The organism is Halarcobacter sp., assembly GCF_963676935.1.
Taxonomy (GTDB): domain Bacteria; phylum Campylobacterota; class Campylobacteria; order Campylobacterales; family Arcobacteraceae; genus Halarcobacter.
In genome coordinates, this window is the sequence record NZ_OY781470.1 from 888,697 (window position 1) to 902,776 (window position 14,080).

Sequence of the window (14,080 nt, forward strand, 5' to 3'; positions counted from 1 at the left end):
ATTTCACACTTTTAACCCTCTTTTGGATGATAAACTTCTTTTAAATAAAAGGAGAAAATTATGTTAGCAGAGATTAACGATTTTTTGAATAACCTTATTTGGGGTAATATTCTAATCTATTTATTACCAGCTCTTGGTATATTTTTTACGATTAGTTCTAGGTTTGTACAGTTTAGATATTTCTTTAAGATGTTTAACATTTTAAGAGATACAGTACATGATAAACAAGGACATATTAGTTCATTTCAAGCTTTAATGCTAAGTGTTGCTGGACGTGTTGGTGGTGGAAATATTGCAGGTGTAGCTGTTGCAATAACACTTGGTGGTCCAGGAGCAGTTTTCTGGATGTGGATAATTGGACTTATTGGTATGAGTACAAGTTTCTTTGAGTGTTCATTGGCACAATTATATAAAGAAAAAGATGGTGAAGATTCTTGTGTATATAGAGGTGGACCAGCTTATTATGTAACAAAAGCTTTGGGACAAAGATGGCTTGGAGTTATTATATCAATTCTTCTAATGATAACATTTGGTTTTGCCTTTAATGCAACACAATCATTTATTATCACAACTTCATTTCAATCTTCATTTGATATTCCAACTTGGATTACAGGTATTGCTTTAACAATTCTTTTTGCTTTTGCAGTATTTGGTGGTATCAAAAGAATTACGAAAATTTCTGAAGTTATTGTTCCTATTATGGCAGTAGGTTATTTACTTATTGCAATAGTTGTTATAGCATTAAATATATCAGAAATTCCTACACTTATTTCAATGATTGTATCAGAAGCTTTCAACCCAAGTTCAGCTATTGGTGGGGGACTAGGTGCAGTTATTTTACAAGGTGCAAAAAGAGGAATGTTCTCAAATGAAGCAGGACTTGGTTCTGCTCCAAATGTTGCAGCAGTTGCTTATGTAGCACACCCTGTTCAACAAGGTATTGTTCAATCATTCTCTGTTTTTATTGATACAATTATACTTTGTTCTTGTACGGCATTTATTATCCTTTTATCAGGGGTTTATACTCCAGGTGCTAGTGGTGTGGATGGAGTTCTTTTAACTCAAAATGCATTAATTGAACACATAGGTCCATTGGGTGGATATTTTGTAACTATTGCATTATTACTTTTTGGATTCTCTTCTATATTATATAATTACTATTTAGCAGAGAATAGTCTTAACTTTTTTAGTAAAGGGAATAAAGTTTTATTTACTCTATTTAGACTATTTGTTGTAGGTTTGATTATTTGGGGTTCAATGCAAGATTTAGGTTCTATTTTCTCTTTTGCTGATTTATCAATGGGACTATTAGCTGTTATAAATATGATAGCAATTGCATTATTATATAAACCTGTACTTAGACTTATTAGAGGTTATGACAGACAATTAAAAGAGGGGAAAAACCCTGTTCTTAGATATAACGATTATAGTGAGTTTAAAATCGATAAGAATATTTGGAAAGAGATTGTTGATAATATTAATGATATAAGGTCAAACAAATAAAGTGTAAGCAAAAAGCTTACACTTTTTATATATAAAAATTTGATATTATAAATAAAAAAAAGATTTAATATGTTTAATAAAGAGGGAATCCCTTTTTTTGTAATTATGATACCTTTTTTAAGTATTATATTTATAGCCTTTTTTAGTATCTCTTACTATATGAAAATAAGTGATGAAGGTTTTGAAAAAGAGTTAAAAGAGTATAAAATTTTATATTTAAAAAGCAATTCTGCTGAAACTTTTTCTGTTGTAAAGAAAAAAAGAATAAAAGAGTATGAAGAAGAGAAACAGAAGTTTATAGAGTTTGTTGAAGTTTTGACAATTACGATACTTGTTTTTATGGCTTTATTTACTCTTTTAATGACTTCAATTATTAATGAAACAATAAAAAAATATAAAAAACAAGTTGAAACAAAAGAGAAGAAACTACAAAATTTAAATAAAAATTTGGCTTTAAAAGTTAAACAAGGTATTGAAGAAGCAAAACAAAAAGATAAAGCGATTTTACAACAATCAAAACTTGCTAGAATGGGCTCAATGATAAGTATGATTGCTCATCAATGGAGACAACCTTTAACAGAACTTTCAGGTATTTTAATGGAGTTAGAAACAGCTACAAGATTTAAAAAAGTAAATGAAGAACATATTTTAAACTCAATTGAAAAGAGTGATAATATGATAGAGTTTATGTCTAAAACAATTGATGATTTTAGAAACTTTTATAAGCCAGATAAAAAGAAAGAAAATTTCTTTTTATTTGATTCTTGTCAAAAAGCTATAAACCTTATTGATGCTACTTTGGAAGAAAATGGTATAAAATATAATATAAATGTAAAAAAAGATAGAGAGATTTTTGGATATCCAACAGAATTTTCACAAGTTATATTAAATCTATTAACAAATGCAAAAGATGTATTAATTGAAAATAATATAAATAATCCAAAAATTGAAGTTTTGATAGATAAAAAAGGTTTTAATAGTATTATTGAAGTAAAAGATAATGCAGGTGGTATTAAAGAGGAAAATTTTGAAGAGATATTTGATCCATATTTCAGTACTAAATCTTCTTCAAAAGGAACAGGATTAGGACTTTATATCTCTAAATTGATTATAGAAAGAAATATGGGTGGAGAACTTAGTGTTTATAATGATAAAGATGGTGCAGTTTTCAGAATAGTATTAGTAGGGTAGGGTATGGAAAAAGAGTTATTAGAAGAATTAAAACAATTATCAATTTTATGTGTAGAGGATGAACCGGGGATTAGAAAAGTTATAGTTGATACCCTGAAGTACTATTTTGATGAGGTTTACGAAGCAAAAGATGGTTATGAAGCTTATGAAATATATCAAGATTATAAACCAAAGATAATATTATCCGATATACAAATGAAAAACTGTGACGGGGTTGAACTTGTAAAAAAAATCAGACAAGATGATTTTAATACAATTATAATAATGCTTACAGCTTATTCAAATGAAGAGTATCTAATGGAATTAATAAACTTAAATATAAGTCATTATATTCTAAAACCATTAAATGCAAAAAAATTAAATGATGCACTTATAAAGCTTTTTGCTAAAAATAGTTTAATAAAATTATCAGATCAATTAAGTTTAGATTTGAAAAAACGAGAATTGATTTTTAAAGAAAATGAGATAATTATATTAAGAAAAAGGGAAAAAGAGTTTTTATATCTTTTATATCAAAAAAAAGGTGCAATTCTTTCATATTATGAAATTGAAAATGAACTTTGGATAGATAAAGAGATGACAACTCACGCTCTAAAATCTTTTATTAAAGAATTAAGAGCGAAGTTGCCTGTAAATATTATAAAAAATGTACCCCAAGAGGGTTATACTTTAGTTTAAACTAATTATCAGTTTGAAAAAAATCTTTAGTTTTTTCTAACATCTCTTTTGCTTTTTTTTCTCTTTTATATTGTCCAAAAAAGTATATTAGTGCTATCATTCCTAAAGCATCAAAAAGAAAAGCAAACCAAGCTTCTACTAGTAAGGCATATGTCCCCCAAGATAGAGTAGAAGCCAAAAGTAATAATTTCATCTTTAAAGAATCTTTAGAAATTGTAGCTAGTGGTGTAGTAATAGATGCAATTACTAATAATAAGCCTTCATACTCTTTTAGTCCAAGTAAAAGAAAAATAGAAAAAAATGGTATAGAATAAAGTATTGCTTTTTCTAGTTTTTTATATTCTAAAGCCCCGATATAATACATTATAGCAATAATAGCTGATTGGAAAACTCCATGCATTCCCCCACTATTATATAAATCAGGGATTATTAATAGTACTGAAGTTCCTAATAATATTTTTGTTTTAATTAAATCTTTAATAGCCATTCCAACAGCATTAAAAATGATTGCCAGAATGCCTAAAAAAGCAATTGATGCCGATACCATAATTGTTTCTTTTAATTAGAAATCAAAATTAGCAAGTTTCATTAATGAAATACTTACTGGTTTTATCAGCTTATCATTAAAGTCATAATAGACATTGTGACAAGCTTTTTGATGTTTCTCTTCTCCATCATCACTTCCAATAAGTGCAAAAGCTCCTGGAATAGTGTTAAGATAATAACTAAAATCTTCACTTGCCATAATTGGAGTAGCAATATCACTTTTCCAATTTTCCCCTAGAGTTTCACTTAATACTTTTCTTACTTTTGCAGCTTCATCTTCATGGTTTATTGTTGCATTGTATCTATCTCTTAACTCAACATCAACATCAACATTATATCCAGTAGCTACACTTTCAGTGATTTGTTTAATTTGTTTAAATACTTTTTCCTTTATCTCTTTATTTGGTACTCTAATACTACCTTCAACTTTTGCAATATCAGGTATTACAGTTACTTCACTTTTTGCATCAATAGATGTAACAGAAACTACAGCTGTATCTTGAGGTGCAACTTGTCTGGCAACTATTTGTTGTAAAGCCATTGTTACAGCAGATGCTGCTAAAACAGGATCACGACAAATTTCAGGTTGAGAAGAGTGTCCCCCTTGACCTTTTAAGGTAATATGAAATGTTCCATTCCCTGCCATTACAGTACCATCAGGGCATACAGCTTGCCCAAATTTTATTGCTGGCCAATTGTGCCAACCAAATATCATATCAACACCTTTTAAACAACCTTCCTCAATCATTTTTTTAGCTCCATGTCCACCTTCTTCTGCTGGTTGAAAAACAAGTGAGATTGGATTTGGTAATTTATCTTCATTTTGTTTTAACCAAATAGCTGCTGCAATAAGAGTTGCTGTATGTCCATCATGTCCACAAGCATGCATACATTGAGGTTTAGTTGATTTATATGCTACATCAGTTTTTTCTTCTAATGGAAGAGCATCAATATCTCCTCTTAATGCTATATGAGGTCCTTCTTTATCTTGTGCTAAAACTCCTACTGTTCCAGTTCCTGCATAAGTTTTATATTCAATATTATGCATCTTCAAAATCTCTCTTATCGCTTTTGCTGTATCATTTTCCTGCCATGTTAATTCAGGATTTTCATGTAATTTATGTCTAAAATTAGTTGCAAATTCTACTACTTCATCAAAATTTTTATACATATTTATTCCTTTTATAAATTTTTAATTATTTTTGTTAAACCATTATATTGTGTTAGAGTATCGTCAAAATTGACTAAAATTTGAGATTTAGCAATTATATAACTTTTACCTGTTGTTCTATTTTTTATCACCTTGTAACCTTCACACCTTTCAATGCAATCAAAGGTTCCAATAAATTTTGTTTCTCTTAAACTTACAGTTTCTAAACTATCACCTGGCTTAATTTTATTTTCATATTCTAAGTATGCTAATCTAGCAGAAGTACCAGTCCCTGTGGTACTTCTGCAAATGACACCTGGGTGTACATATGTTGCAGACCTTGAGCTATATAAACCTTCCTCTTTCTTTGTTACTTCACCCATATAGTGTAAAAAAGGAACAGGTCCAACATCTCCTAAAGCATAATGTTTTAATGATTCTTTTTTTCTTACGGCTTCAACTATTAAATAAGCAGTATCACTTAATTTTTTTTCTTCATCAATACTTAGTTGAAATCCTAAATCTTTCGCTTCAACTAAAATATAAAAACCTCCACTATATGCAATTGAGTATGTAATTTCCCCTAACTCTTTTATTATGATTTTTTCTTTATATTTGTGAATATAACTTGGAAGTCCTTCGCAAGTTATAGATTCAACTATTCCATTTTCAACTCTTGCTTCAATATCAACTAATCCAGCAGGGGCTTCTAATTTAAAGTTTAAAATACCATCTTTTTTTTCTACAAGACCATTTTCTATAACTGCTGTTGCAGTACACATTGTATTTGAGCCAGAATATATTGGATATCCCATAACTTCCATAATAATATATCCAGCAACTGCTTCTTTATTTTTTGCTGGAACAATTAAATCTATTGACATCTCTGGAATTCCATAAGGTTCAAAAAGAAGTGTTTTTCTTAAATCATCGGCATGTTTTTGCAAATATAACATTTGTTCTCGAACACTTTCTCCTGGTAATTCTTTGATCCCTGTAAAGACAATTCTACTTACATCTCCTCCTGCATGGGTATCTATCAATCCTATTTCATGTGGCTTGGTCATGATTTAACCTTCAAAGAGTATTTTTTACCATGCTCTTCCCATTGAGAATCAGGAACAATAACTATTTTCCCTAAATACCCTTTTCCTCTTGATACAAAATATTTTTCTGCTTCATGAAGTTGTGATAATTTAAATGTTGCGTGTAAAATAGGTTTTAATTTTCCCTCTTTTATCCATTGCATTAATTGATTTGCTTCATTTTTAGTCCCATGGGATACTCCATGTATTTCAACTTGATAAAGGTATATTTTTGACCATAAGATTTCAGTTATATTGTATGAACTAGCTCCAGCTATACTAAGTCTTGGATAATCATCTCTTTTTTTCATATCAACTAGCATAGTATCAATGAAAATATTTGTAAACTCTCCACCAACTAAGTCCATAACTGCATCAATATTTTCGCCATTTGTAGCTTCAAGTATATTTTTATATAAAATTGATGAATCTGCCCTATCTATTACTTTCTGTGCACCTAATGAAAGCAACTCTTTCTCTTTATCTTTTGAACTTATTGCATAAGGAATAGCTCCTAAAACTCTACACATTTGTATTAAAGCAGTTCCTACACCACCACTTGCACCACTTATTAAAACTTTATCCCCAGCTTTAACTCTTGAGGCATTTAGCATTCTAAATCCTGTTTGATATGAACACATTCCTAGTGATGCTAATTGAGCATCGTCTAAATCTTTATTTTCTATAGGATAGAAGTTGTCACCTGGTATTGCAACATATTCTGCAAATCCACCATCTGCACCATGACCATAATAATCTGGTGTTAAATTTAGATCTAAATTATCTGATAAGTAGATATTGAAATCAACTAAGCCTCTTTTTTCAATTAGATTTTTATCTACATCTTGGGCTGTTTTTACAACAGTTCCAACAATATCTGCACCTTGTATTCTAGGAAACTGAAAGGTATTATCCCCTGACATATTAAAAGAAGTGATTTCATTTTTATTATTATCATCAACTGGATATAAACCCTCTCTGGCTTTTCTATCTGTATTGTTTTTTGCAGTTGCTGTGATTTTTATAAGTACTTCACCATTTTTTAGTTTCGGTATATTTACATCTTTATAAACTAAATTCTCTATTCCTCCATGGGCCATTAGAACCATAGCTTTCATTGTACTGTTTTTCATAATCTCTCCAGTAAAAATTTATAGTATTAATCAATTTGTAAAAAGCATACTTTTTACAGGAGTAAGACATAAAGAATCACCCCTAGTTTAACTGGACGAATAAGCTACTTTTGAATAAATACGGTTAAAACCATAAATACTTAAAATCTTTTTTAATGTAATTATTTTTTTCATCATACTACAAGAACTGGTATATCAGCTAATCCTGCAACTTTATGTGAAACCCCACCTAATAAATATCCACTAAGGTCACCTTTCCCTTGTTTCCCAATAATGATAATATCTATATCTTTATCTTCAACAAACTCTAATATCTCTTTTGCAATTTGCCCTATACGAACAAACCCTTTTACATTTTCTTTTTTTATTCCATAATTAAAAGCAATCTCTTTTGCTTCTCCTACAATCTCTTTTGAATATTCTCCCAATGCATCTTCAAGATTATATGCTTTATCATTTATTTGTCTTGGCAACATTGATAAAGAACCTTCAATAAAACTATGGTGTCTAAATACAGATAAGATATTTATTTGGGAATCATTTTTTATTGCAATTTCACAAGCAAGTTCTAAAGCCTTGTTTGCTTGCTCTGAACCATCTGTTGGTACTAAAATTTTTTTAAACATCTTATCTCCTTTTTTATTAATCAATAACTTCTGGTGCTAAACCAAACATACTTTGAATACTATCTAATACACTTACATCTCTAAAAGCTATATCTCTTAAAAATAAAGCAATTTCTGGAATAAATATAAGTGCTACTGAAACACTTAAAAGTATTATAATAAAAGGTGGAGTTCCTTTTATTACCTCAATATAAGGTCTTTTAAATACAGCAATAGCAGTAAAGATATCACATCCAAAAGGTGGAGTAGCAGAACCAATGGCTACTTGTAAAGTAATAATTGTACCTACTAAAACTGGATCTAAACCAACCGAATTAACAACAGGTGCAAAAATTGGAACAAGTACTAAAATTACTACGATTGGGTCTACAAACATACACCCAACAAAGAAAGCAATTGAGATTACAAAGAGTACTTCATAAGCACTCATAGAAGTTATACCAATAGCATTTAATATCTCTTGTGGTACTTGTGCAAAAGATAAAACCCATGCAAAACCAGCTCCTGCACCAACTAAGATAAATACAACCCCTGTTACTAGTCCAGTTGATTTTGCAGTTGCATAAAGATCTTTTAATGTCATTGTTTTAAAAACTACACCTTCTAAAAATATTGCATAAGCAACACTAACAGCAGCAGCTTCAGTTGGACTAAATATTCCACCAAATATTCCACCTACTATAATAGCTGGAAAACCTAATGGCCACAATGCTCTATAAACTGCAATACCTCTTTCTTTCCATGTTGCTTTAGGCTCAGTTGGAATATTATGTCTATATGCATAAATAATACTATAAATGGAAAATAAAACTAAAATAAGAAGTCCAGGACCAATACCTGCAATAAAAAGTTCAGGAATAGAGGTTTTTGCAACAATACCATAAATAATCATCCCAATACTAGGAGGAATTAAAAAGGCTATATCACTTGAATTTACAATTAACGCTAAAATAAATGATTCTTTATATCCACCTTTTTTTAATCTTGGCCTAAGTGGTGAACCAATTGCAACTACAGTTGCTTGAGTTGAACCTGAAACAGCACCAAACATTGCACATGCTCCAGCTGTACTAACTGCTAATCCACCTTTTATATGCCTTACAAATGCCATAACTAAATCAATAAGTTTTTCAGCAGATTTCCCTCTTGTCATTATATCAGCTGAGAGGATAAACATAGGAACCGCAATAAGTGCAGCAGGTCGAATTCCTCCCATCATTTGTTGAATTAGAAACTCCATTTTTGAAAAATCTGCATCAAAAAGTAGATAAATACCAAGAGTAGTTCCAGCTATTAGAGGTATCATCATAGGAAAACCTGAAAGCAGAAGAATAACCATCAATAAAAAAATAGAAACTGCAAGGTGTTCTTTTAAATATTCACTTAATTTAAAACTGGTGTCTTTGATTGTATTTTCATTTAAAAGATGGCCTATGACATTATCTTCATTATCAAACATTTTTATATCAATAGATAATTTACCATCACTTAAGTTGGTAATGTCTATATCTTCAACTTCCCAAAAACCTTTTTTATCTGATTCCTCTTCAAATTTTATTGTTTTTGATTTTGAATCTGTTACAACTATATCAACATTTTTCCATTTGTGTGATTGAAAGTCATCAGACTCTGCTGAACCATAAATTGATAGTTTAAGTGTTTTTGTATCTAAAATCACATCATCTAAATATAAAGTAACCATATCTTTTGCAAAGCTTGGTATAGAAAAAGATAGAATTAGAAAAAATGTGATAAAAATTTGTTTGAAATTATTTTGCATAGCTTTTCCTTACACTTCTATATCATTTTTTGCATCACTATATCCATCTTTTGTACAAGTTGATAGATATACATCTGATTCACTTAAATTTTTTATTACAGTAAAAAAATATTGTAGTCCTGTAACTGTAAACCCAATTGGTACCCATAAATAAACATAAAAAACAGGAATACCTAAAGCTGGAAGAATTCTTCCACTTTGATATACTTCTATGATATAACCAAATGAGTATTTTGCTAATATAAACATAAATATTGAAGTGATAAGAGAGATACAAATCATTGCAATTTTTCTTAACTTTGTTGGCATTGCATCATATATAGCTGACATTCTAATATGTCTTCCATTCCTAGCAGCATAACTTAAACCAGCAAAAGTAACAATGACAATAAAAATCATATTAAGTTCATCTGTAACAGTTAAAGCATCATTAAAAACAAATCTTGAAATAACAGCAGCTATTGTAGTTATAGCCATTGCTATAACACCTAATGCTAACATTAGCCCCTCAAATTTACCTAAAATATTATCTAACATATCTAAGGTTTTTATAAAAGGATTTTTCTTTGTATCATCATTCATATTAATTCCTTTTTTACCATAGTAGATTACAAATATTTGAAATCTACTATAGTAAATCCACAAAATGTGGACTACTATAATTTAAAAAGATTATTTAGCATTAGCTTCTGCTGCTGCCAAATCTTTCATCATTTGTTCCATCACTTTTTTGTTTGATGCACTTTTTGATGCAAAAGATTCTTGAACAGCTTTAGCTTTTTCTTTGAATACTTTTCTTTCATCTTGTGTTAATGTAACAATTTTATATGTAGGGTTAGTTCTGATAATTCTTCCTAGTCCATAAGCATCTAATTTTTGAGCTTCTCTTAAAATAGTTTTATGTGCAAATTCGGCTGCTTTTTGAACAAGTTTTTTATCTCTACTTGATAAACCATCATAGAATTTTTTATTTGCACTAACTGATGCGTTAAAGTGTCCATGTCCAGTGTATGTTAATACTTTAGTTAAATCATCTAATCCATAAGCTTCAATCCATACAGTTGGATTTTCTTGTCCATCAACCATACCAGTCTTAAGAGCTCCAACTAAGTCACCCCATGACATAGGTTGAGGTGAAGCACCAAATGCTTTATATGTTTCAACTAAAATTGGAGAACCTGGCATAACTCTCATTTTTTTACCTTGTAAGTCTGCTGGTGAATGAAACTCTTCAAAAGTAGTAATTGCCATCTCACCTTCAGGGAAGATAGATAATAGTTCTAAACCATGTTTATGAAAAATTGATGGTAGCATCTCATTAATAACTTTAGAATTTTTGAAAAAATAGTCTAATTGTTTAGTATCTGTAGGCATTACATATGGTAATGTAAAGATATCCATTTCTGGAATTGTTCCTCCCATATATCCTGTTGATTGACCTAAAAACTGGATTAATCCAGCTCTTGTTTGTTCCATTAAGTCTGTTTCTTCCCCAAGGCTTCCAACTTTGTAAAGTTCAATTTTATTTCTAGAATTCTCTTCTATAAAACTTTTGAATGCTGTTGCATAAATACCTTGTGGATCACTTGTTCCCTCTCCAAATGCGTATTTCCACGTTGCTGCACTTAAACTTGTAACAGTAATAAGTCCTGCTACAATTAAACTTTTAAATAATTTCATCTTTAATTCCTTTCTATATTGTTTTAGTTTTAATTTAGTACTTATTTTTTTAGTGTGATTTTTTTAATTATCATACCTCCTTATGGGATTTAATCTATTTTATAAATAGTTCTCTAGGAAAATCACAAAATGTTTCAACTCCAGTATCAGTAATATAGATACTTTCAGTTATCTCCATTCCCCAATCATCTTGCCAAATTCCCGGCATAAAGTGAAAAGTCATTCCTGGTTCTAAAACAGTTAAATCTGAACTTCTTAAACTACAAGTTCTTTCACCCCAATCTGGTGGATAACTAACTCCTATTGGGTATCCACATCTTGCATCATTTCTATCAATACCGTATTTTTTCATAACCAAATCAACAGCATTTGCAATATCACAAGTTCTATTACCAGGTTTTGCCTGTTCAAGACCTGCTTGAATTGCTTCAACTAAGGCTTTTTCTGCATCAAGAAACTTTTGTTCAGGTCTACCCATAAATATTGTTCTTGACATTGGTGCATGATACCTTTTGTAACATCCTGAGATTTCAAAGTATGTAGCTTCTTTTCTTTTAAATGGTCTTTCATCCCAAGTAATGTGTGAAGCTGAAGCATCAGCTCCCGATGGAAGCAATGGTACAATTGATGGATAATCACCTCCATAACCATCTACCCCTTCAATTGCTGTTTCATAAATTTGTGATACAACATGACTTTTTGGAATACCAACTCTAACAACATCTAAAACTCTTTGATGAATTTTTTGAGTAATTTTCCCAGCAATTTTCATATACTCAATCTCTTTTTTAGACTTAATTCCTCTTGCCCAATTTACAAGATTATTTGCATTTATAAAGTTTGCATTTGGAAGTGTTGCCATTAATCTAAAGTGAGCTTCAGCTGTGTAATAGTAAGTATCTCTTTCAGTTGCAATTATCCCTTTTGTCCAACCTTTTTTATTAAAAATATTTTCTCCAATCCAAGTCATAGGATGTTCATCTAAATTTTGTACATATTTTTCAGGATAACCATAAAGATTTTCCTCTTTCATAAAGCATTTAATTAATGCAGCATTTTTATCCATAAGTCTTCCAAACCAAATTGGTTCCTCTTCATCAAGGGAGATAATTACCCCTTGATGAACGTAAAAAGACCAACCATCATATCCTGTTAACCAGTTCATATTTCCTGGGTCTGTAGCAATTAATACATCAATTCTTCTTTGTTGCATCATTGATTTAACTTTTCTAACCCTTTGAATATATTCTTTTTTTGTAAAAGGCAACTTTGCTTTCATATCTTTTCCTTAATATATTCCTTAACTACTTAACAGGTCCTACCCAAACTTGTTGAGTATTTACAAACATTCTTATACCATGAGGTCCTAATTCTTTTCCAAGTCCAGATTTTTTTGCTCCACCGCTTGGAAGCCTTGGATCTGATTTTACGATTCCATTAATTGATACTTGACCTGTAACAATTCTTCCAGCTAATTTTTTAGCTTTTTCTACATCTCCTGTCCAAATAGACCCACCTAAGCCATAATCTGTAGCATTTGCAATTTTTATTGCTTCTTCAACATCTTTTACTTTTATAATTGAAGCGATTGGTCCAAATGTTTCTTGGCAAGAAACAACCATACCTGGTTCTACATCAGCTAATACAGTTACAGGGAAGAAAAAACCTTTACCTTCAATTCTTTCACCACCTAAAACAAGTCTTGCTCCAGCATCAACAGATTTATCTACTTGTTCATGCATCTCTTCAACTAATTCACGTCTAGCTATTGGGCCTATAGTAGTTGACTCATCTTTTGGGTCACCAAGTTTTAACTTCTCAAATCTCTCTTTTAAAAGTTGAATAAACTTCTCATAAATAGGTTCTTCTACAATAATTCTTTTTGCTGCTATACAAGATTGTCCAGCGTTTATATATCTTGAAAGAACTACAACATCTGCTGCATGTTCTAAATCTTTTGTATCTGCTAAAATAATAGCTGGGTCACTTCCTCCCAATTCTAAAACTACAGGCTTGATTTCACCTCCAGCAATTGCTCCAACTGCGGCTCCAGCCTTTGATGAACCAGTTAGTGATACTCCCATTACATTAGGATGTCTAATAACATCTTCTAAGATTTTATGACCTACCATTAGATTTTGAACTACATTTGTAGGAAAACCTGCTTTTTCAAAGGCTTCAACAATTCTAATTGCACATAAAGGTGTATGGGAATCGTGTTTCATAATACAAGTATTCCCTGACATTAGTGCAGGTGATAAATATCTAAATGCTAACCAAAATGGTGCATTCCAAGGTAAAACTCCAACTGTTACACCTAAAGAGATGTATTGAACATAACTTTCAGTTGCATCAGATTCTAAATACTCAGGTTTTAGATAATCTTCTCCAAAATCGGCATAATGCTCTGCTGCCCAAGCAGCTTTATTTACTTCTCCTCTAGCTTCGTTTATTGGTTTACCCATCTCTTCTGTCATAGGTAAAGCATAGTAATCAAGATTTTCTTTCATCTCATTTGCTACAGCTTTTAAAAGTTTTGCTCTTTGTTCAAATGTTGTATTTATCCATTCTTCAACATAGGCCTTTTGAGCTTTTTCAATAATTTCTCTAGCTTCCTCTTTTGTATGCATAGGAACTTCATATACTGTTTCTTCAGTATATGGATTAATTGATTTAAAATGTGTTGAACTGTATCCCATCTTTAACTC

13 protein-coding genes are annotated in these 14,080 nt (G+C 30.5%); 3 read left to right on the top strand and 10 right to left on the bottom strand.

Annotated features, from left to right (window positions below):
- The first annotated feature begins 60 nt into the window (after positions 1 to 60).
- From ACKU4C_RS04395 to ACKU4C_RS04405, 3 genes are all read left to right on the top strand, one after another.
- Positions 61 to 1,503 (top strand): alanine/glycine:cation symporter family protein, encoded by a 1,443-nt coding sequence (locus ACKU4C_RS04395; RefSeq protein ID WP_321314771.1) that lies wholly within the window; start codon positions 61 to 63, stop codon positions 1,501 to 1,503.
- A 69-nt stretch (positions 1,504 to 1,572) separates the two neighbouring features.
- Complete coding sequence (locus ACKU4C_RS04400) at positions 1,573 to 2,694, top strand: HAMP domain-containing sensor histidine kinase (protein WP_321314772.1); 1,122 nt, start codon at positions 1,573 to 1,575, stop codon at positions 2,692 to 2,694.
- Between the two features lie 3 nt (positions 2,695 to 2,697).
- Complete coding sequence (locus tag ACKU4C_RS04405; RefSeq protein WP_321314773.1) at positions 2,698 to 3,372, top strand: response regulator; 675 nt, start codon at positions 2,698 to 2,700, stop codon at positions 3,370 to 3,372.
- Position 3,373: 1 nt separating this feature from the next.
- On the opposite strand, the gene ACKU4C_RS04410 is transcribed toward ACKU4C_RS04405, so the two are convergent.
- The 10 genes from ACKU4C_RS04410 to ACKU4C_RS04455 all read right to left on the bottom strand — a co-directional run bounded on the left by ACKU4C_RS04410 (position 3,374) and on the right by ACKU4C_RS04455 (position 14,071).
- On the bottom strand, positions 3,374 to 3,919 hold the full coding sequence (locus ACKU4C_RS04410; RefSeq protein WP_321314775.1) for a YgjV family protein: 546 nt from the start codon (positions 3,917 to 3,919) through the stop codon (positions 3,374 to 3,376).
- Between the two features lie 15 nt (positions 3,920 to 3,934).
- Complete coding sequence (gene doeB2, locus ACKU4C_RS04415) at positions 3,935 to 5,089, bottom strand: N(2)-acetyl-L-2,4-diaminobutanoate deacetylase DoeB2 (protein WP_321314777.1); 1,155 nt, start codon at positions 5,087 to 5,089, stop codon at positions 3,935 to 3,937.
- Between the two features lie 11 nt (positions 5,090 to 5,100).
- Positions 5,101 to 6,135, bottom strand: a complete 1,035-nt coding sequence (locus ACKU4C_RS04420) for a proline racemase family protein (protein WP_321314778.1) — start codon at positions 6,133 to 6,135, stop codon at positions 5,101 to 5,103.
- On the bottom strand, positions 6,132 to 7,286 hold the full coding sequence (locus ACKU4C_RS04425; protein WP_321314780.1) for a zinc-binding dehydrogenase: 1,155 nt from the start codon (positions 7,284 to 7,286) through the stop codon (positions 6,132 to 6,134). The genes ACKU4C_RS04420 and ACKU4C_RS04425 overlap by 4 nt, the downstream gene beginning before the upstream one ends.
- Before the next feature lie 173 nt (positions 7,287 to 7,459).
- Positions 7,460 to 7,912: a universal stress protein gene (locus tag ACKU4C_RS04430; RefSeq protein WP_321314781.1), complete on the bottom strand. Its 453-nt coding sequence runs from the start codon at positions 7,910 to 7,912 to the stop codon at positions 7,460 to 7,462.
- 16 nt (positions 7,913 to 7,928) lie between these two features.
- Positions 7,929 to 9,692 (bottom strand): TRAP transporter large permease, encoded by a 1,764-nt coding sequence (locus ACKU4C_RS04435; protein WP_321314783.1) that lies wholly within the window; start codon positions 9,690 to 9,692, stop codon positions 7,929 to 7,931.
- Positions 9,693 to 9,701: 9 nt separating this feature from the next.
- On the bottom strand, positions 9,702 to 10,274 hold the full coding sequence (locus tag ACKU4C_RS04440) for a TRAP transporter small permease (RefSeq protein WP_321314785.1): 573 nt from the start codon (positions 10,272 to 10,274) through the stop codon (positions 9,702 to 9,704).
- A gap of 90 nt (positions 10,275 to 10,364) precedes the next feature.
- Complete coding sequence (gene dctP, locus ACKU4C_RS04445; protein ID WP_321314787.1) at positions 10,365 to 11,372, bottom strand: TRAP transporter substrate-binding protein DctP; 1,008 nt, start codon at positions 11,370 to 11,372, stop codon at positions 10,365 to 10,367.
- 94 nt (positions 11,373 to 11,466) lie between these two features.
- Complete coding sequence (locus ACKU4C_RS04450; RefSeq protein ID WP_321314789.1) at positions 11,467 to 12,651, bottom strand: M24 family metallopeptidase; 1,185 nt, start codon at positions 12,649 to 12,651, stop codon at positions 11,467 to 11,469.
- Between the two features lie 25 nt (positions 12,652 to 12,676).
- A complete protein-coding gene (locus ACKU4C_RS04455) occupies positions 12,677 to 14,071 on the bottom strand; it encodes an NAD-dependent succinate-semialdehyde dehydrogenase (protein WP_321314792.1) in 1,395 nt (464 codons plus the stop codon).
- Between the last annotated feature and the right edge of the window lie 9 nt (positions 14,072 to 14,080).

What these genes read in the sequence shown, in the direction of transcription:
- ACKU4C_RS04425 (WP_321314780.1), bottom strand. Translation starts at nt 7,286, where the DNA reads ATGAAAAACAGTACAATGAAAGCTATGGTTCTAATGGCCCATGGAGGA.
- ACKU4C_RS04430 (WP_321314781.1), bottom strand. Translation starts at nt 7,912, where the DNA reads ATGTTTAAAAAAATTTTAGTACCAACAGATGGTTCAGAGCAAGCAAAC.
- ACKU4C_RS04420 (WP_321314778.1), bottom strand. Translation starts at nt 6,135, where the DNA reads ATGACCAAGCCACATGAAATAGGATTGATAGATACCCATGCAGGAGGA.
- ACKU4C_RS04440 (WP_321314785.1), bottom strand. Translation starts at nt 10,274, where the DNA reads ATGAATGATGATACAAAGAAAAATCCTTTTATAAAAACCTTAGATATG.
- ACKU4C_RS04455 (WP_321314792.1), bottom strand. Translation starts at nt 14,071, where the DNA reads ATGGGATACAGTTCAACACATTTTAAATCAATTAATCCATATACTGAA.
- ACKU4C_RS04405 (WP_321314773.1), top strand. Translation starts at nt 2,698, where the DNA reads ATGGAAAAAGAGTTATTAGAAGAATTAAAACAATTATCAATTTTATGT.
- ACKU4C_RS04395 (WP_321314771.1), top strand. Translation starts at nt 61, where the DNA reads ATGTTAGCAGAGATTAACGATTTTTTGAATAACCTTATTTGGGGTAAT.
- ACKU4C_RS04450 (WP_321314789.1), bottom strand. Translation starts at nt 12,651, where the DNA reads ATGAAAGCAAAGTTGCCTTTTACAAAAAAAGAATATATTCAAAGGGTT.
- doeB2 (WP_321314777.1), bottom strand. Translation starts at nt 5,089, where the DNA reads ATGTATAAAAATTTTGATGAAGTAGTAGAATTTGCAACTAATTTTAGA.
- ACKU4C_RS04435 (WP_321314783.1), bottom strand. Translation starts at nt 9,692, where the DNA reads ATGCAAAATAATTTCAAACAAATTTTTATCACATTTTTTCTAATTCTA.
- dctP (WP_321314787.1), bottom strand. Translation starts at nt 11,372, where the DNA reads ATGAAATTATTTAAAAGTTTAATTGTAGCAGGACTTATTACTGTTACA.
- ACKU4C_RS04400 (WP_321314772.1), top strand. Translation starts at nt 1,573, where the DNA reads ATGTTTAATAAAGAGGGAATCCCTTTTTTTGTAATTATGATACCTTTT.
- ACKU4C_RS04410 (WP_321314775.1), bottom strand. Translation starts at nt 3,919, where the DNA reads ATGGTATCGGCATCAATTGCTTTTTTAGGCATTCTGGCAATCATTTTT.